This is a genomic window from Brevibacillus sp. HB1.2, assembly GCF_013332495.1.
GTDB lineage: Bacteria > Bacillota > Bacilli > Brevibacillales > Brevibacillaceae > Brevibacillus > Brevibacillus porteri.
The window spans coordinates 783,390-801,208 of record NZ_JABMIU010000001.1 but is presented as its reverse complement, the minus strand read 5'-3'; the positions used below and the strand labels follow the sequence as shown (position 1 = coordinate 801,208).

Genomic DNA, 17,819 nt, shown 5'->3' with positions numbered 1-17,819 from the left:
CTGTCAGTGAAGCGAGGTGAAAACCATGAACCAATTGTGGGAAAAGCTGAAAAGTCTGTTTATGAAGCGACAAGGCGAAACGATGCAGGAAGAAAAGAAAATCGTGGTGGGGAGCAAGGGCAAAAACCAAAAACTAAAGCCGCTGCATTATTTCATCGTCATATTGGGAGTAGGGATAGCCATCATGATTTTGACGGATTTCCTCAGAGTGGAAAAAGATCAGCCACTCGGATTTGGAGATATAGGGAGTGAGGCGCCAGGTCCTCCTGGAGGCGATTCAACTTCCCAGGTGCTGGGGGGATCAGCGACTACCGACATCATTGCAGAATATGAAAACATTTACGAAACACAGCTTCGCGATATCCTCGCTTCTGTTGTCGGCGTCGGCGAAGTAGAGGTCATGGTCAATCTGGAATCAACGCCAGAGCTGGTTGTGGAAAAAAATCGTAACATTCGTTCCTCAACCAATCAGGAAATGGACAAAGAAAAGGCAACCCGCAATCAAAATGACCAGTCACGAGATGAGCAGGTCGTCATCGTGCAAGGCGGCAAGCAAGATGCCCCCGTCATTGTGAAGACGTTGAAGCCGAAAGTCCGCGGGGTCCTGGTAGTCGCTAAAGGGGCCGATAACATCCAGGTTAAAGCGTGGATCACTGAAGCCGTTCAAAAGGTTTTGGATGTACCCGCTTATAAAATATCCATTTTGCCCAAAAAAGGGTAGGAGGTAATGGCGAATGATTCTGCGAAAGCAAACGGTATGGTTGTTGACAATGCTTGCTGTCATGGTTGTGCTCTCCGGATATTACTTGGTGAAGGGGCCGCAAGAACAGGTCCCAACATCAGGAAAAGAGCAAGCCGTCCAGAAACAAGAGCAAATTTCTGGCGTGGTTGTTGAATCGAAGCAAGTAGATCACGCCCCACAAGCAACTCCTGTCGATCAAGCTCCAAAGGCAACTCCGGTAGACGAAAAAAATGGCACGCAGGAAGCCAAAACTCCTGCTGCGCCAGAAGCGAAACCAGCGGCTACGAACACGGTCGTCCCAGTAGCGGAAACGGCGAGTGAAATCTTCCAAGGCTACAAAATGAAACGCGAAGCCATGCTGCAGCAACAAAAAGACGAACAGCTCGCAATCGTAAATAGCACGGAGTCCTCTCCGCAGGCAGTAGCAGAAGCGATGGCTAAGTTTGAAGAACTGTCCAACATGGAAAGTGCTACAATGACTGCAGAAGAAATGCTCAAGGCGAGTGGCTATCAGGATGCGGTCGTTACTGTCCAAAATGACAAGGCGACAGTCCTTGTACAAAAAGATAAATTGAGCGCCAACGAGGTTGTGGAAATCATTGCAAACGTGAAGCAGCACTTGAATATCCCGGCGACAAACATAAACGTACAATACAAGTCATCCTAATAAAAGCTGCGGTAGTTTCTCGTTATAAGGGATAGGAGAAACGGGCATGATGGTAAGGATTTTCTCGCTTCCGTTGGAAAAGAAGCGGGGAAATCCTTTCTTGACGTGGTTTAGGCAACAGGCTACCATGGATTTATGGTTTGCCAAAAGGATACATAATGGACTCCACGAACCTTATTGAAAGAAAAGAAGGAGTGCTTGTTCGTAATGAAAATGCATGAAATCCGCGAAATTATTAAGTTAATTGATCAATCTTCCATTCAAGAATTTAACTTGGAAACAGAAGGTGCCAAGGTGTCTCTGAAAAAATCCAATGGTACGGAAACGATTGTCGTCACGCAACCAGCGGTTCAAGCTCCTGTTGCAGCACCAGTAGCACATATCCCGGCTCAGCCAGTTGTTGCGGCAGCGCCAGTCGTAGCAGAAGCTCCGAAAGCAGCAGCTGTACAAGCATCGGATGACGCCAATCTCCACAAGATTGTATCTCCAATGGTAGGGACTTTCTATAGCGCACCAGAACCAGGCAAGCCGGCTTATGTACAAGCTGGTGACAAAGTGACTGCGAGCAAAGTCGTTTGCATCGTGGAAGCTATGAAACTCTTTAACGAAATCGAAGCAGAAGTAAGCGGCGAGATCGTGAAAGTGCTTGTAGAAGACGGTCAATTGGTTGAGTATGGCCAAGCATTGTTTTTGGTGAAGCCAGAATAAGGTGGGGGAGAGCGGAATGTTTCAAAAAGTATTGATTGCCAATCGCGGGGAAATTGCCGTGCGTATTATCCGGGCATGCCGCGAGCTGGGCATTCGTACGGTCGCCGTCTACTCCGAAGCGGATCGTGAAGCGCTTCATGTGAAGCTGGCCGACGAAGCCTACTGTATTGGTCCAAAGGCATCTAAGGAAAGCTATTTGAATATAGCAAACATCATGAGTGTAGCGACCAAGGTAGGGGCAGACGCCATCCATCCTGGTTATGGCTTCTTGGCAGAAAACGCCGACTTTGCCGAGATTTGTACCGCCTGCAACATTACCTTTATCGGTCCAGACCCAGAAGCAATTGTGAAGATGGGGGACAAGTCCACAGCTAAGGATACGATGAAAACGGCAGGTGTACCTACTGTACCAGGTACGGAAGGACTGATCGAAGATGTGGCTGACGCTGTAGTCACCGCAAACCAGATTGGCTATCCTGTCATGGTCAAAGCAACAGCGGGTGGCGGCGGACGCGGAATGCGCGTAGCCATTGACGACGAAGATTTGGAAAAAGCGATTCGTCAGGCGCAAAACGAGGCGAAAACGGCTTTTGGAAATCCAGGGGTTTACTTGGAGAAGTTCGTGGAAGGCCCACGACATGTAGAAATTCAAATCATGGCCGACAAGCATGGCAATGCCGTATTCCTGGGTGAGCGCGACTGCTCCATCCAACGTCGTCACCAAAAGCTGATCGAGGAAGCGCCATCTCCAGCATTGAGTGAAGAGCTGCGCCGACAAATGGGTGAAGCTGCTGTTGCGGCGGCAAAAGCCGTTTCCTATCATGGTGCGGGCACTGTCGAGTTTTTGCTGGATAAACACGGAAAGTTCTACTTTATGGAAATGAATACGCGTATTCAGGTAGAGCACCCTGTAACCGAGCTGGTGACTGGCTTTGACCTGATCAAGGAGCAGCTGACCGTAGCGGCAGGGCAACCATTGTCCTTTACACAAGAGGATATCCAAATGGATGGCTGGGCTATTGAATGCCGTATTAACGCTGAGAATCCTGCGAAAAACTTCATGCCTTCGCCAGGTCGTATCACGGAATATTTGGCGCCAGGCGGCTTTGGTGTGCGCGTAGACAGTGCAGCGTATGCGGGATATTCCATTCCGCCATACTACGACTCTATGATCGCCAAGCTGATTGTGTGGGGCAAGGATCGTAACGAAGCGATTGAACGTATGAAGCGTGCCTTGAGTGAATTCGTCGTAGAGGGTATTACGACGACAATTCCATTCCATTTGAAGGTATTGGAGCATGAAGTATTTGTCAGCGGTCATTTCGATACGAAATTCTTGGAAACCTACGATTTGAAGCTGGATGAAGAGTAAGTAGGGCTGATTTGTAAAAATACGGTGTGCTTGGTATAATGAAATACAAATCTAAAGGGAGGTGCGAAGCATGGAAGAGTTTACTCCAGATTTAGATAGAACAGAACTTGGTAAGGTCCAGATCGCTCCCGAAGTGTTGGAAGTGATTGCCGGCATGGCTGCGTCCGAAGTAGAAGGCGTAGCACAAATGAGCGGCGGTTTCGTAGGAGAAATAGCTGAACGTTTAGGCCGTAAAAATATAGCTCGTGGCGTTCGAGTGGAGGTTGGCTCCAAAGAAGCAGCGGTTGATGTGTCTATCATTGTCAAATACGGACATCGCATCCCGGAAGTCGCTCGAAATATTCAAGATAGTGTACGCAATGGGATTGAGAGCATGACAGGGCTTTCGGTAGTTGAAGTAAACGTACATATCGTTGATGTTGAGTTGAAAGCTGAAGAAAAAGCACCGGCACCAGTACCGGTTGAAGAACACCAGCGCGTGCGCTAACAAGCAGCGGATGGATGCCCCCTACGAACAGGGGGCATTTTCCTCATTTGAAAACGTGATTTTGTTTAGGCTTTCAGCGTAAATTCATGGAGTGTTCCGGAGCGTGCCGTGTTTGTCTCCTTTTTCAAACATGGCTGAAAGGAGAGGTGCTTGTGAACTTGTTTGACCGTTTTATCTTGACGATTTATAGCTTTGCGCTTATTGTGTTGTCCTGCATCGCGATAGCAGCGACCAGCGGATTGATCCATCCAGATTTTTTCCGTCCGTACGTGGATCAGATACTGGCGGGTACGAACATCACCTATCTCATTGTCGCGATTATTTTCCTCGTAGTCAGCCTTCGCTTCTTTTTCAGTTCTTTCCGCTCTAACAAGCCTAAAGTAGAACGGGGAATCCGTCAGCGCAGTGATTTGGGTGAGGTCAACATTACGATTCAGACGATCCAGACAATTGCAGAGCGTGCAGCCCGCCGAGTGAAAGGAGTGCGCGACATGAAAACGACAGTCAAAGCACTCGAGAGCGGCAATATTATCACTCTGCGTGTTTCGGTAGATGGAGAAACGCCATTACCTGAACTGACACAGAAGCTACAGGCTGACGTGAAGGAGCAAGTCGAAGGGATTGCTGGGGTTGTCATTTCCGAGGTGGTCATTGTCGTGACGGAAGTAGCTCAGCAGGAAAACTACGCGGCTCGTAAACGGGTGGAATAGAAGGTGAAGTCCATGGTAAGGGAGTTAATGTGGGAACACAAGGGGAAGCTAATGGGGGTTTTGGCCGGACTTTTTTTCGGCATCATCTACCTTCTCGTGGGATTTTGGGATACACTGGTTTTTGTTGTGTTTGTCGGGACCGGTTATTATATTGGTCGCAAGCTCGATCATAAAGAAGACTTGCGTGAGATACTCGACAAGATTTTGCCAGGCAAGTTTCGGTGACATAAAGAAGGTCCGAGCTCAATCTAATTAGTAGGTGAATGAATGGTATGAAACGAAGAACAGCACGAGAAAAAGCAGTTCAATGTCTTTTCCAAATCGATATGGCAGAGGTTCCGCTAACGGATGCGGTTGCCCTCGTCATGGAAGAATCTGAGGAAAATGCGCAGTACTTGCGATATCTCCTCGACGGTGTATTGAAAAACTTGACTGAGATTGATTCGGAAATCAAGAAGTATTTGCGTGGATGGCAATTGGAACGCATCGCCAATGTAGATCGCGCTATTCTTCGTCTGGCTTTTTACGAGATCATGTTCGAGCAAGACACTCCTGACAAAGTCGTGATGAACGAAGCGATTGAGATCGCGAAGCTCTTTAGCGACGAGCAGTCCCACCGATACATTAACGGTGTATTGTCGAGCTTCTTGCAATCGCGTGAAACCAAGCAGGCGTAATAGGTAGGAGATACAAGCATGAGTAAGGTAATGTTGGGCATCGACACGAGCAATTACCGGACATCACTGTGCTTGGCTGAGGAAGACGGCCGAATTGTCGCAGAAGCAAAACGCCTTCTGAAAGTAAAGGAGGGCAAGCGCGGACTGCAACAATCCGAAGCCGTCTTTCAGCATGTGATGAACCTGCCGGAATTAAGTGAAGAGATGAAGTGGAAGGATTACGAGATTGCAGCGATTTGCGTGAGCGAGAAGCCGCGTCCGCAAGACGGATCGTATATGCCTGTATTTAAGGTAGGAGAGGGTTTGGCGAAATCGTTGTCGACTTATTTGCGCGTTCCCCTCCACTTGACGACTCATCAAGAGGGGCATATCGCGGCGGGGGAATATACCGCTGAGGTGCGTCCGATAGAGGATCGCTTTTTGGCCGTACATTTGTCTGGAGGCACCAGCGAGTTGTTGTTGTGCGAGCGTCATGCAGCCGGTTATGCCATTGAGAAAATCGGTGGGACGATCGATCTGCACGCTGGGCAGCTGGTTGATCGGATTGGTGTGGCACTCGGTCTGTCCTTTCCTGCGGGTCCTGCATTGGAGCAATTAGCTAAGGACTCAACTGGAGCGTTTCGGGTTTCTTCGGCGGTTGACGGGCTTTCCTTTAGTTTTTCTGGTCCAGAGGCTTCGCTTTTGCGTGAAGTGGAGAAGGGAAGTACGAGCCCTGCTGAGATTGCGCGGGCGACAGAGCAATGTATTACCAATACTCTAGAGAAGTCCTTACGTCATGCAGTAGAGCAAGGCTACCCGAAGGACATCTTGATTGTTGGAGGAGTAGCTGCTAATTATTACATACGTGAGCGGCTGATCAAACGCCTGGAACACCCTGCCGTGAAGGCGAAGCTGTACTTCTGTGACCCCGTTTACTCCGGTGATAATGCCTATGGAGTCGCTATGTTGGGGTGGATGAAGCAAAAAACGAACATTAAATAAATGAGAACTTTTTATAATTCGGCTTTACAGCGGAGGGGGAAATCGGTACACTTAACGTATCGACGTTGATAAAGGAGGCATTTTCTCCATGGCTGCAACCATTCTCCAGGGAAAAGAAGTAGCACAGAGTATTCGGGCCGAATTGGCGAACGAAGTAGCTGAATTGAAAAAACAAGGGATCGTACCGGGTTTGACCGTTGTCATTGTGGGAGACGACCCGGCTTCTCACTCCTATGTGCGTGGTAAAGCAAAGGGCTGCGAGGAAGTCGGTATTTCATCCGAGATCATCATGAAGGACGCGGACATCACAGAGGAAGAGTTGTTGGTTATCATTCAACAGTTGAACGAAAATCCGAACGTTAATGGGATTTTGGTTCAGCTTCCTCTTCCCGCTCATATTTCAGAGCATGCGGTAATTGAAGCCATTGCTCCTGAAAAAGATGTGGACGGTTTCCATCCGATTAGCGTAGGAAATATGGTATTGGGAAATGACACGCTGCTTCCTTGCACGCCGCACGGGATTATTGAATTGATCAAGCGCACAGGCACCTCAATGGCAGGCAAACATGCAGTGGTGATCGGACGCAGCAACATCGTTGGAAAACCGGTCTCATTGCTACTGCAACAGGAAAATGCTACGGTAACCATGTGTCATTCTCGCACGCAAAATCTCGAGGAATACACCCAAAAGGCAGACATCCTCGTCGTTGCAACTGGTAGGGCTCATATGATCGGCAAAGAGCATGTCAAACCGGGCGCTGTCGTCATTGATGTTGGTGTGAACCGCATCGAAACGGGTAAGCTGGTTGGAGATGTCAAGTTTGACGAGGTCAAAGAAGTGGCTAGCTTTTTAACCCCAGTTCCTGGCGGTGTTGGCCCGATGACGATTACAATGCTGCTGAAAAATACGGTTGCGGCAGCGAAAAAGCAAGCAAAACAATAGAAGAAAATCGGCAACTTATTATAGAATGGATAAGGCATAAGCTTTATCCATTCTTTTGTATAGTCTTTGTTACATGCACGGCAAAGCCAAGTTTTTTGTAAAGGAGGGGCCGCATGGCATTACAAGATATTTTATCAGTGAGTGATCTCAATCGTTATATTAAGCTGGTGCTGGAACAGGAACCCCACCTGCAAGATATATGGGTGAGAGGGGAAATCTCCAATTTTACCCACCACTCCAGTGGTCATATGTATTTCACGCTGAAGGACAAGCAGTCACGCATCAAAGTCGTCATGTTTGCAAGTTATAACCGCTTCCTGCGTTTCTTGCCCAAAGATGGAGCAAAAGCGATTGTACGCGGGTCTATTTCTGCATACGAACGGGACGGCGCGTATCAGCTGTACGCCAAAGAGATGCAGCCAGATGGTCTCGGCTCGCTTTATTTAGCATTTGAGCAGCTAAAAGAAAAATTGGCTCAAGAAGGGTTGTTTGCAGCGGAGAGGAAACGGATGCTCCCGCGTTTTCCCAAACGTGTCGGTGTCGTCACTTCTCCCACAGGAGCAGCCATCCGAGATATTTGCACGACGATTCGCAGACGGTATCCACAAGCAGAGATCGTACTTTCACCAGCCGTTGTCCAAGGTACGGATGCACCTGCATCGATTGTCTCCGCTATTCGGATTATGAACGATCAGCCTGACATTGATGTTCTCATCGTAGGGCGCGGTGGTGGTTCTATCGAGGAGCTGTGGGCGTTTAATGATGAAAACGTAGCGAGGGCAATTGCTGCATCACTCATCCCTGTCATCTCCGCTGTTGGACACGAGACGGATGTGACGATCGCCGATTTCGTAGCAGATGTCCGTGCAGCTACACCGACAGCGGCAGCTGAATTGGCTGTACCGCATTATTTGGAATGGGTCGAGAGAGTGCGGCAGCTCGAAATACGGATGCATCGAGCAGTGCGTGGTACCATGACAGAGCAGAGAAACCGTTTGACACGCTTGAGCAATGCATATGCGATGCGCCAACCGGAGCGGAGGCTGGAGGAAGCGTCTGAACGATTGGATCGGGCGCATTTGCGGATGCGTCAATCGATGAAGCATTTGCTGGAAAGAAGACGCGAACGCTATACGCGATTAGATGAACAGATCAAGCGCTATCGCCTCGCCGATCAAATCGGGGATAAAAGAAAAAATCTGTCTATACTCCGGGCCACCCTAGACGAACGGATGCTGGGTCGTCTCAACCAAAAAAGAATGGCATTCGCAGCTCGTGTAGCTACTTTGGAAGCACTGAGTCCGCTGAAGGTCATGCAGCGTGGATTCTCACTTGTATACACCAATGACAGACTCGTAAAATCGGTGGAACAGTTTGCCCCGGGCGATGAGATCATGGTACGATTAAGTGATGGCAGTGCGACTGCGCGTGTGGAAAAAGTGAAGCGGGAGGAGGAGAAGAAGAGTGGCTCGCAAGAAAACAGAACAAGAGACTGATATGCAGTTTGAAGAAGCGATGAAGCGTCTGGAAGAAGTCGTCAATCGACTCGAGGAAGGCGATATTCCCCTCGAAGAAGCGATTACGTTATATCAGGAAGGAGTAACTCTTTCCAGAATTTGTGGTCAAAAGCTGGATGCAATCGAAGCGAAGATTACCCAGTTGGTAGAAGAAGACGGGCAGGTAAAGCAGAAGGCTTTTCGCGTGGAAGGAGAATAATGATCGGCGTGCATACATTCGAGAGTTATTTGGTGGAAAAGACCGCTTATATAGAACAAAGACTCCTGCCAGCCCTTGAGCAGCAAGGAGTTCCGGAAAACTTGTACGAATCCATGAAGTATTCGCTCATGGCAGGCGGAAAGAGGCTGCGTCCCATGCTGGTGTTGGCGGTCCTCGAAGCATTGGACAAGCCGATTGAACGGGGTGTGGCATTTGCGGCTGCCTTGGAAATGATACATACGTACTCCTTGATTCACGATGACCTCCCTGCGATGGACGACGATGATCTGCGTCGCGGAAAACCAACCAATCACAAAGTATTCGGTGAAGCAACAGCCATCCTGGCAGGAGATGCCTTGCTGACGAGAGCGTTCGCATACATTGCAGAAGCTTACATGGATCGCGCTGATGTTTCAGCGGCTACTACCGTGAAACTGATTGCGGAGCTGGGAAAACGTGCAGGAGCAACTGGCATGGTCGGTGGACAAATGGCTGATATCGAAGGGGAGAGTAAGCGCCTTACCCTCGATCAGCTCGAATTTATCCATCGTCACAAAACGGGTGATCTCTTGATCGCAGCCTTGCGCGGGGGAGGCTACCTCGCAGAAGCATCCGAAGGACAAATGGAAGCATTGACACGCTATGGTGTTTGCATTGGTCTTGCTTTTCAAATTCAGGATGACATCTTGAATGTGGAAGGAGATGCCCAAGAGCTGGGGAAAGCAGTTGGCAGCGATGCGGATCGGGAAAAGGCGACGTATCCATCGCTTCTTGGTCTAGCCGAATCGAAGGCGCGTCTTACCGAATTGATTGCGGAGGCAAAAGCAGCGCTTGCAGATGCGGGAATCGAGAATTCTGCACTCAGCCCTTTGGCCGACTACGTGCGTGATCGTAATAAATAAGTGAAAGCTGGCAACCCATACGGGAAATGCCAGCTTTTTTGCATACCTACCTAATTACAACTTCTTATCGTCAATGCTATTTAAAAATTGTTCAATCTCGCCAATCACTGATGGGATACTGTCGCCCTCAAATGGAGAATACAGCTTCGCCACTTGTACCAGTTCGAGGAATGACTTACTGCCACCTTCGCGGCAAAGCGTCAAATAATCCTCCCAAGCTTGCTTTGGCTCAGATTGAGACCGTTTCCAAAATTGGAACGCGCAAATCTGGGCCAGTGTGTAGTCGATGTAATAGAAGGGACTTTGAAAAATATGCGTTTGTTGCTGCCAGAACCCGCCATCCTCCAGATACTCATTCTGTGCGTAATTGCGATGCGGGAGGTACTTGCGCTCAATTTCACGCCAAGCCTGTTTGCGCTCTGCTGGGGTCATATCTGGGTGCTCGTAGACAACATGCTGGAACTCATCAACAGACACGCCGTACGGAATGAACTGGAGTCCACTACTCAGATGAGAGAATTTGTATTTATCGGTATCTTCTTTGAAAAAATGCTCCATCCATGGCCAGGTCAAAAACTCCATGCTCATTGAATGTATTTCACACGCCTCGTAGGTTGGGAAATGATATTCAGGGACCTCAAAATCTCGGCTTACATACACCTGAAACGCATGTCCTGCCTCGTGCGTAAGTACGTCAATATCACCGGATGTACCATTAAAATTGGCGAAAATAAAGGGGAGCCTGTATTGGCTGATGTATTCACAGTAGCCGCCTGTAGCCTTTCCTTTTTTGCTCAATAGATCTAAACAGTCATTGTCCAGCATGAAGTTGTAAAATTCGTCGGTTTCAGGTGACAACTCGGCATACATCTTTTTCCCGTTTTCCACAATCCATTCCGGCGGGCCTTTCGGGCTCGGATTCCCTGTAGCGAAATCAAAGGAAAGATCGTAATACTCAAGTGTATCTACACCAATGCGCTGGCGCTGACGTTCAACGAGCTTTGATGCTACTGGAACGATGTGCGCAAGCACTTGTTGGCGGAAACTGGCTACCATTTCTGCGTTGTAATCAGAACGGTTCATACGTGCATAGCCTAGCTCCACAAAGCTATTGAAGCCGAGTTTTTTGGCGATGCGTGTGCGTACCTTGACGAGCTGATCGTAAATGCGATCAAATTCGTCCGTATTTTGCCGCATATAATCATACTTCGCTTCATTAGCGCGTTTGCGCATGTCTCTATCCTTCGCGATTGTAAAAGGAATCATCTCTGAAAGGTTTCGCTCTTCTCCTTCAAACATGATTTTGGCAGAAGCTTTCAGAGCGACATATTGACTAGCCAAACGATTTTCTTCCTGCAAATCAGTGATAACTTCTGGCGAAAATGTACGGAGTGTGCTCTCAGCGATGCGAAACAGCTGTGCTCCCCATTTTTCTTCCAAGTCAGCGCGGAAGGGAGAATCGACGATTGCCTGATAGTAGCGGGAAACGATTCCGGTATACAAAGGAGTTGCTTCATCCCAATAGTCCTGCTCTGCTTTGTAGTAAGGATCTTCTGTATTGATCGTGTGGCGGATTTGTGCGACATTACGCGCAGATTCCACTTCTTGTCGCAGTTTGTTCAATTGAGCCATGATCGTATCTTGCTCAGGGAAGCTTGCAGCATGTTGAAACGCTTCCAATAATTGCGTGAATTGTCCTTCAACTTTGTCCATATCCATGCGCTCATACTGAATTTGTGAGAACTTCACGGACGTCCACCTCTTTTGTTCGGAGTATGTATTCAAAATCATCTTACCAGAAAATGCAAGGTATCGCCTTCATATTCGTATATGTTGATGAAAAGTGGTGTTTTTATTAAGAAACCGTTATAATGAATCAAGCTGAAAATAAGCGAAATCGGCTATAGCAATAAGGAAAGCCGGGTTTTCTAGTGGCTTGATTGATATGCAGCATGCACAATCGCCGGAGAACGAACAGTGGAAAGTGAGGAATACCAATGCTGCTTACTACTATAAATGATCCTCAAGACTTGAAAAAGTGCACGCAACCGCAGCTACATACATTGGCATCCGAGATCCGTCAGTTTCTAATCGAGACGCTATCGAAAACAGGTGGTCATCTCGCGCCGAATCTGGGAGTCGTCGAGTTGACGCTAGCGCTGCACTATGTTTTTGACAGTCCTAAGGACAAGCTGATCTGGGATGTCGGACATCAAGCATACGTACATAAAATGCTGACAGGACGCCGGGAGATGTTTCCGACCTTGCGTCAGTATAAAGGTCTGTGTGGGTTCCCAAAAATGGTAGAAAGCCCGCATGACGTCTGGGAAACCGGACATAGCAGTACGTCTTTGTCTGCCGCAATGGGGATGGCGACTGCGCGGGACTTGAAAAAGGAAAAGAATCATGTCATTGCAGTCATCGGTGACGGTGCGCTGACAGGTGGTATGGCTCTGGAGGCCTTGAACCACATCGGTCATGAGCGTAAGAATGTCATCGTTGTGTTAAATGATAACGAAATGTCCATCGCGCCAAACGTTGGGGCCTTGCATAACTACTTGGGGAAAATTCGCTCGACGGAGAACTATCAATGGGCGAAGGATGAAGTCGAAGGATTGTTGAAATCCATTCCGGCTGTAGGGGGCAAATTGGCTCACATGGCTGAACGCTTCAAGGACAGCATGAAGTACTTGCTCGTATCTGGCGTTCTCTTCGAAGAGCTCGGCTTTACGTATATTGGCCCAATCGACGGACATAACATGGAGCTGTTGCTCGATACATTAAAGACAGCCAAGCATACAAAAGGCCCTGTTTTGATTCATGCCATCACGAAAAAAGGACTAGGCTATGCGCCAGCTGAAGCCGACTCAGTCAAGTGGCATGGTATCGGTACGTATAAAATCGAGTCAGGTGATACACCGAAATCTGCACCAACGTATACGTCTGTTTTTGCGGAAACGATGATGAAGCTCGCAGATGAAGACAATTCGATCGTAGCTGTTACCCCTGCGATGCCAGCGGGTTCAGGCTTGATCCCATTTGGACAGAAGTACCCTGACAGACTGTTTGACGTTGGGATTGCAGAGCAGCACGCATGTACATTTGCGGCAGGATTAGCGACACAAGGCTTGAAGCCGGTCTTTGCGATTTATTCGACCTTTTTGCAAAGAGCCTATGATCAGCTGGTCCACGATGTCGCGCGCCAAAAACTCAACGTGATTTTCGCTGTTGACCGTGCTGGGCTCGTCGGAGCAGACGGGGAGACACACCAAGGGATGTACGATGTGGCATTCATGCGCATCATTCCAAATATGGTCATTATGGCACCGAAGGATGAAAATGAGCTGCGTCACATGATGAAGACAGCAGTGGAATATAAAGACGGTCCGATCTCTTATCGTTATCCGCGATTACCGATTCGTGGCGTCAAAATGGATGATGATCTGCAAGTGCTGCCAATCGGAAAAGCGGAGATTGTACGAGAAGGCAAACACGTGGCGATTCTCTCGTTCGGTCACGTATTTGAAATTGCTGAGGCGGCTGTCAATCAGCTTCAAGAAGAAGGAATCAAACCGATGCTGGTCAATGCACGTTTTTGCAAGCCTCTGGACGAAGAGCTTTTGTACCGTCTGGCGAAGGAAGGCTACGATATCATTACGGTCGAAGAGGGCTGTGAAATGGGCGGATTCGGCAGCGCTGTCATAGAATGCTACAATCGTGCAGGCTATCACGGCATGAATGTACAGGTTGTCGCGGTACCTGATTATTTTGTTGAGCATGGAAGTGTGAAAGAACAGCGGCAAGAGGTAGGGCTCACAGCTGATAATATCGCTGCTCGTGTCCGATCCTTGATGCCAATTTCGAAGGGCGTAGTGGAAGCATGAGTGTAAGAAAAGAACGGGTTGATGTTCTCTTGGTCGAGAGAGGCCATTATGAGACCAGAGAAAAAGCAAAAGCAGCCGTAATGGCAGGCCTTGTGCAAGTAGCTGGCGAGCGCTGTGACAAGCCGGGAACCAAATTTGCCGAGGATGTTGCGATTACGGTGAAGGGCGAGGTACACCCGTATGTGAGTCGGGGTGGCCTCAAGTTGGAAAAGGCATTGCGTGTCTTTGAGATCGACATGAAGGATCGTGTCATGATGGACATCGGGGCCTCCACGGGCGGATTTACGGACTGTGCGCTGCAAAACGGTGCGCGACTTGTATACGCTATTGATGTCGGGTACGGACAGCTCGCGTGGACCTTGCGACAGGATGAACGAGTGGTCGTCATGGAACGGACAAATTTCCGTCATATGGACCCGGAAGCTTTTGAACATGAACGTCCAAACGCGGCATCGATTGACGTATCGTTTATTTCATTGCGATTGATTTTGCCGGTGTTGTACCGTTTTCTGCTCGACGGCGGTGACGTCGTTGCGCTGGTTAAGCCTCAATTTGAAGCCGGCAAGGATAGAGTCGGAAAGAATGGAATCGTCCGTGATCCAGAAGTACACGAGAGCGTACTGACTGACATCGGTCAATTTGCCAGTGGATTGGGTTTCGCGCTAAAGGGCTTGGACTACTCTCCAATTACAGGGGGAGAAGGAAACATTGAATTTGTTATGCATGTCCAGAAAAGTGAGGGCGGCATGGATTCGGAAGCATGGTTGCAATGCGTAACAGAGGTAGTTGCCTCTGCACATGCGAATTTGAAATAGGATAAAAAACCAAAGCCTCGGGAGTTTTGTCACAATCGAGGCTTTTTATTTATGCATGTGAAGTTGTATACTTGAATATGAGGTTGTTCAAGAAGGATTTCCAACCAACCAGTTTTGGGGTGGACCACGTGAAGAAAATTGGAATCATAGCGAACAAAGGAAAACCTGAAGCACGTATCGTTGCACGGGAACTGCTGTATTTACTTGAGGACAGAGGGGCGCACGTATTCCTGGATGAACATGTCGCATCAGATGTAGGGCATCCAGAGCTGGGCGCATCTGTAGAAGAGATGGGGAAGCAGGCGGATTTGGTTTGTGTATTAGGGGGCGATGGCACGCTACTCAGAATTGCTCGCCAGCTTGCCGGTCACTCGATCCCGATATTTGGAATTAATTTAGGCACGTTGGGCTTTTTGTCGGAAGCGGAACCGGAGCATCTGCCTCAGGCTGTAGACAATCTCCTTTCTGGAAAGTACGACATTGAAAAGAGAGCGATGCTGGAAGCTTGTTTGGTGCGAAAAGGAACCACGCTGGGGACATACACGGCAATGAATGATATAGGCATTGCCAAAGGGTCATTTTGCCGAATCATTCAATGTGCGGTCTTTCTGGATGATGAGTACGTCGCGACGTTCAGCGGAGATGGTGTCATTGTCTCTACGCCAACAGGATCAACGGCATACTCACTCTCTGCAGGCGGCCCTATAGTGGCGCCCAATGTGGACATGCTATTACTGACGCCAGTGGCTCCTCATTCCTTGACGGCCCGGCCAATGGTACTGTCAGGCAATCAAACGATCCGGGTCGAAGTAGATGCCATTCATCAAGAGATGGGACTGTCCATAGACGGGCAGTTTGGATATCGACTCGAGGGCGGCGATCAGATTTACATTAAAAAGTCACCGTGTGTTACCCCGCTGATTAAGTGGAAAAAAGGTGGCTTTTTCGAAGCAATACGAACGAAATTACAAGGGGAATGGGAGTAATCCATATGAACAAAGGGCAACGACATATTCGAATTCGGGATATCATCAGCAATCAAGAGGTGGAAACACAGGATGATCTGGTGGACCGCTTGCGGATTGCTGGCTTTAACGTAACGCAAGCGACTGTATCCCGAGACATCAAGGAACTACACTTGGTAAAAGTGCCGCTCCCTGATGGACGATATAAGTATTCAATGCCTGCTGAACAAAAATTCAATCCACTGCAAAAGCTGAAACGCATGCTTGTGGATTCCTTTATTAGCATTGACCAAGCTGATCATTTTATTGTACTGAAGACACTATCGGGACATGCGAATGCGGTAGCTGAACTGATTGACAACCTTCCGTGGGAAGAAATCATGGGGACAATCAGTGGCGACAACACCATCCTGATTATTTGCCGTTCCAAAGAAAATACCAATGAAGTGACGAAACGCTTAATGGAAATGTTGTAGAAGGTGGTCGCTTGCGATGCTAGTGGAACTCTCGATCCGAAATTTTGCCATCATCAAATCAGTGACAGTCTCTTTCCAAAAAGGGTTAAACATCCTCACAGGTGAGACTGGTGCCGGTAAATCCATCATTATCGATGCGCTAGGACTGTTGTTAGGAGGCCGGGCTTCGGCTGATTTTGTCCGATACGGTGAGCCTCGTGCAGAAGTGGAAGGGCTGTTTGAATTGCCGCCTGGTCACCCTGGACTTGACGTTTGTAAGAATGTCGGTGTCCAGATTGAGCAAGACGGCATGCTCGTAGTACGCCGAGATATATCGAATCAAGGGAAGAGTATCATTCGAATTAATGGCCAGCTCGTAACTCTCGCTATGCTGCGTGAGTTAGGGCCATGGCTGGTTACGGTGCATGGACAACACGATACGCATATGCTAATGCAGTCAGACAAGCATATCAATTGGCTCGATGCATATGGGGAGGCCGCTTTGGGATCTGCGAAGCAAGAGTACGGTACGCTGTATGCTGCCTACCGTAAAACAAAGCAAGATCTGGAGCGTATGGCGCGTAATGATCGGGAGCTGGTACAGCGCATCGATCTATTGCAATATCAGCTGGATGAAATTGAGGCGGCAACTCTCACGCCAGGCGAAGATGAGAAGCTCATGCAGCAGCGGAAAAAATGGATGAACATTGAAAAAGTTTATTCAACGATTCAAGATGCATACCGCGCATTGCATGGTGACCAAAAAGGCATGGATTGGTTAGGGCATGCGATGGGAGAGCTTGAGCGTGGTGTGAACTACGAAGAACAGCTCGTTCCGATTTTGGAGATGGTCCAATCGGCATACTACCAGATAGAAGATGTGGTACATAACCTTCGTCAATTGTCTTACCAAATGGATTTTGAACCGGAGCAGCTGGCAGAAGTAGAACGCCGTCTTGATCAAATCCAGTCGTTAAAACGCAAGTATGGCAAAAGTGTAGACGATATTTTGGAGTACGCTGCCACGATTCAGGATGAATTGGATGACATGCATCACTACGAAGACCGCCTCCAGCAGGTGGAAAAGCAATTACAGGAGTTTGCAGCCGATTTGGCGGTGGAGGCATTGGAGTTGTCGGTTATTCGTTCCGAATGTGCAGGAAAACTCGCACAAGAAATCGAGCAGCAGCTAAAAGAACTGCACATGGAGCGGGCTCGTTTTGCCATCGACGTCAGACAGACGCCGGATGATGACGGGGTAGAAATCGACGGAATCAAGCGCTTCGTAGATGCGAACGGAATGGATCAGATCGAGTTTTTAATCTCACCTAACCCGGGTGAGCCATTGCGTCCCTTGGCGAAGATTGCTTCCGGCGGGGAGCTGTCTCGTGTCATGCTGGCCATCAAAACGATTTTGGCGGGTACGGATCAAGTGGAGACCCTTATTTTTGATGAAGTCGACACGGGTGTAAGCGGAAGAGCCGCTCAAGCGATAGCAGAAAAACTCGCCCGAGTCGCTGGGCAGCGCCAAGTCCTGTGCATTACGCACCTACCCCAGGTCGCATCCATGGCAGACGCGCATTTTCTGATCAAAAAGGAAATGAGCGAGAATGAAACGGAGACGCTGGTGCATCGTTTGTCTGATGATGAACGGGTAACGGAGCTGGCTCGCATGCTAAGCGGGGCAGAGGTAACAGCGAAAACAGAAGAACATGCACGCGAGATGATCCTCCTCGGTCGTGAACGAAAGACTGTCAGCTAATTTTAGTTGGCAGTCTTTTTTTCGTTGATAAGA

Annotated in this window: 19 protein-coding genes; 18 read left to right on the top strand and 1 reads right to left on the bottom strand. The window is 48.6% G+C overall.

The window, feature by feature from the left end:
- Nucleotides 1–25: 25 nt before the first annotated feature.
- The 13 genes from spoIIIAG to HPY28_RS03595 all read left to right on the top strand — a co-directional run bounded on the left by spoIIIAG (nt 26) and on the right by HPY28_RS03595 (nt 9,905).
- Nucleotides 26–721 (top strand): stage III sporulation protein AG, encoded by a 696-nt coding sequence (gene spoIIIAG / locus HPY28_RS03655; RefSeq protein WP_173621551.1) that lies wholly within the window; start codon nt 26–28, stop codon nt 719–721.
- Between the two features lie 13 nt (nt 722–734).
- Nucleotides 735–1,409 (top strand): SpoIIIAH-like family protein, encoded by a 675-nt coding sequence (locus HPY28_RS03650; RefSeq protein WP_069844620.1) that lies wholly within the window; start codon nt 735–737, stop codon nt 1,407–1,409.
- A 207-nt stretch (nt 1,410–1,616) separates the two neighbouring features.
- The gene (accB, locus tag HPY28_RS03645) at nt 1,617–2,117 is read left to right on the top strand and encodes an acetyl-CoA carboxylase biotin carboxyl carrier protein (protein ID WP_017248002.1); all 501 of its coding nucleotides are present in this window, start codon (nt 1,617–1,619) and stop codon (nt 2,115–2,117) included.
- Nucleotides 2,118–2,133: 16 nt separating this feature from the next.
- On the top strand, nt 2,134–3,489 hold the full coding sequence (gene accC / locus HPY28_RS03640; protein ID WP_174230080.1) for an acetyl-CoA carboxylase biotin carboxylase subunit: 1,356 nt from the start codon (nt 2,134–2,136) through the stop codon (nt 3,487–3,489).
- A 70-nt stretch (nt 3,490–3,559) separates the two neighbouring features.
- Nucleotides 3,560–3,976: an Asp23/Gls24 family envelope stress response protein gene (locus HPY28_RS03635; RefSeq protein ID WP_017248004.1), complete on the top strand. Its 417-nt coding sequence runs from the start codon at nt 3,560–3,562 to the stop codon at nt 3,974–3,976.
- 152 nt (nt 3,977–4,128) lie between these two features.
- Nucleotides 4,129–4,686: an alkaline shock response membrane anchor protein AmaP gene (gene amaP, locus HPY28_RS03630; protein WP_026043028.1), complete on the top strand. Its 558-nt coding sequence runs from the start codon at nt 4,129–4,131 to the stop codon at nt 4,684–4,686.
- Between the two features lie 12 nt (nt 4,687–4,698).
- The gene (locus HPY28_RS03625; protein WP_017248006.1) at nt 4,699–4,911 is read left to right on the top strand and encodes a DUF2273 domain-containing protein; all 213 of its coding nucleotides are present in this window, start codon (nt 4,699–4,701) and stop codon (nt 4,909–4,911) included.
- Between the two features lie 47 nt (nt 4,912–4,958).
- Nucleotides 4,959–5,363: a transcription antitermination factor NusB gene (gene nusB / locus HPY28_RS03620; RefSeq protein WP_069844622.1), complete on the top strand. Its 405-nt coding sequence runs from the start codon at nt 4,959–4,961 to the stop codon at nt 5,361–5,363.
- An 18-nt stretch (nt 5,364–5,381) separates the two neighbouring features.
- Complete coding sequence (locus HPY28_RS03615) at nt 5,382–6,344, top strand: tRNA (adenosine(37)-N6)-threonylcarbamoyltransferase complex transferase subunit TsaD (RefSeq protein ID WP_173621552.1); 963 nt, start codon at nt 5,382–5,384, stop codon at nt 6,342–6,344.
- Nucleotides 6,345–6,432: 88 nt separating this feature from the next.
- On the top strand, nt 6,433–7,287 hold the full coding sequence (folD, locus tag HPY28_RS03610; protein WP_017248009.1) for a bifunctional methylenetetrahydrofolate dehydrogenase/methenyltetrahydrofolate cyclohydrolase FolD: 855 nt from the start codon (nt 6,433–6,435) through the stop codon (nt 7,285–7,287).
- Between the two features lie 113 nt (nt 7,288–7,400).
- Nucleotides 7,401–8,783 (top strand): exodeoxyribonuclease VII large subunit, encoded by a 1,383-nt coding sequence (xseA, locus tag HPY28_RS03605; protein ID WP_017248010.1) that lies wholly within the window; start codon nt 7,401–7,403, stop codon nt 8,781–8,783.
- Nucleotides 8,752–9,003 (top strand): exodeoxyribonuclease VII small subunit, encoded by a 252-nt coding sequence (gene xseB, locus HPY28_RS03600; protein ID WP_017248011.1) that lies wholly within the window; start codon nt 8,752–8,754, stop codon nt 9,001–9,003. Before xseA ends, xseB begins: the two co-directional genes overlap by 32 nt.
- On the top strand, nt 9,003–9,905 hold the full coding sequence (locus tag HPY28_RS03595) for a polyprenyl synthetase family protein (protein ID WP_174224774.1): 903 nt from the start codon (nt 9,003–9,005) through the stop codon (nt 9,903–9,905). The genes xseB and HPY28_RS03595 overlap by 1 nt, the downstream gene beginning before the upstream one ends.
- Before the next feature lie 54 nt (nt 9,906–9,959).
- Here the strand turns inward: HPY28_RS03595 and HPY28_RS03590 are convergent, their stop codons facing one another.
- Nucleotides 9,960–11,654 (bottom strand): M3 family oligoendopeptidase, encoded by a 1,695-nt coding sequence (locus HPY28_RS03590; RefSeq protein WP_174230079.1) that lies wholly within the window; start codon nt 11,652–11,654, stop codon nt 9,960–9,962.
- Nucleotides 11,655–11,902: 248 nt separating this feature from the next.
- Between HPY28_RS03590 and dxs the strand changes: the two genes are divergently transcribed.
- The 5 genes from dxs to recN all read left to right on the top strand — a co-directional run bounded on the left by dxs (nt 11,903) and on the right by recN (nt 17,786).
- Nucleotides 11,903–13,789 (top strand): 1-deoxy-D-xylulose-5-phosphate synthase, encoded by a 1,887-nt coding sequence (gene dxs / locus HPY28_RS03585; RefSeq protein ID WP_017248014.1) that lies wholly within the window; start codon nt 11,903–11,905, stop codon nt 13,787–13,789.
- The gene (locus HPY28_RS03580) at nt 13,786–14,604 is read left to right on the top strand and encodes a TlyA family RNA methyltransferase (protein WP_017248015.1); all 819 of its coding nucleotides are present in this window, start codon (nt 13,786–13,788) and stop codon (nt 14,602–14,604) included. Before dxs ends, HPY28_RS03580 begins: the two co-directional genes overlap by 4 nt.
- Before the next feature lie 128 nt (nt 14,605–14,732).
- Complete coding sequence (locus tag HPY28_RS03575) at nt 14,733–15,590, top strand: NAD(+)/NADH kinase (RefSeq protein ID WP_069844630.1); 858 nt, start codon at nt 14,733–14,735, stop codon at nt 15,588–15,590.
- 5 nt (nt 15,591–15,595) lie between these two features.
- Nucleotides 15,596–16,045 (top strand): transcriptional regulator AhrC/ArgR, encoded by a 450-nt coding sequence (gene ahrC / locus HPY28_RS03570; RefSeq protein WP_017248017.1) that lies wholly within the window; start codon nt 15,596–15,598, stop codon nt 16,043–16,045.
- A 16-nt stretch (nt 16,046–16,061) separates the two neighbouring features.
- Complete coding sequence (recN, locus tag HPY28_RS03565) at nt 16,062–17,786, top strand: DNA repair protein RecN (protein ID WP_174230078.1); 1,725 nt, start codon at nt 16,062–16,064, stop codon at nt 17,784–17,786.
- The last annotated feature ends 33 nt before the right edge of the window (nt 17,787–17,819 follow it).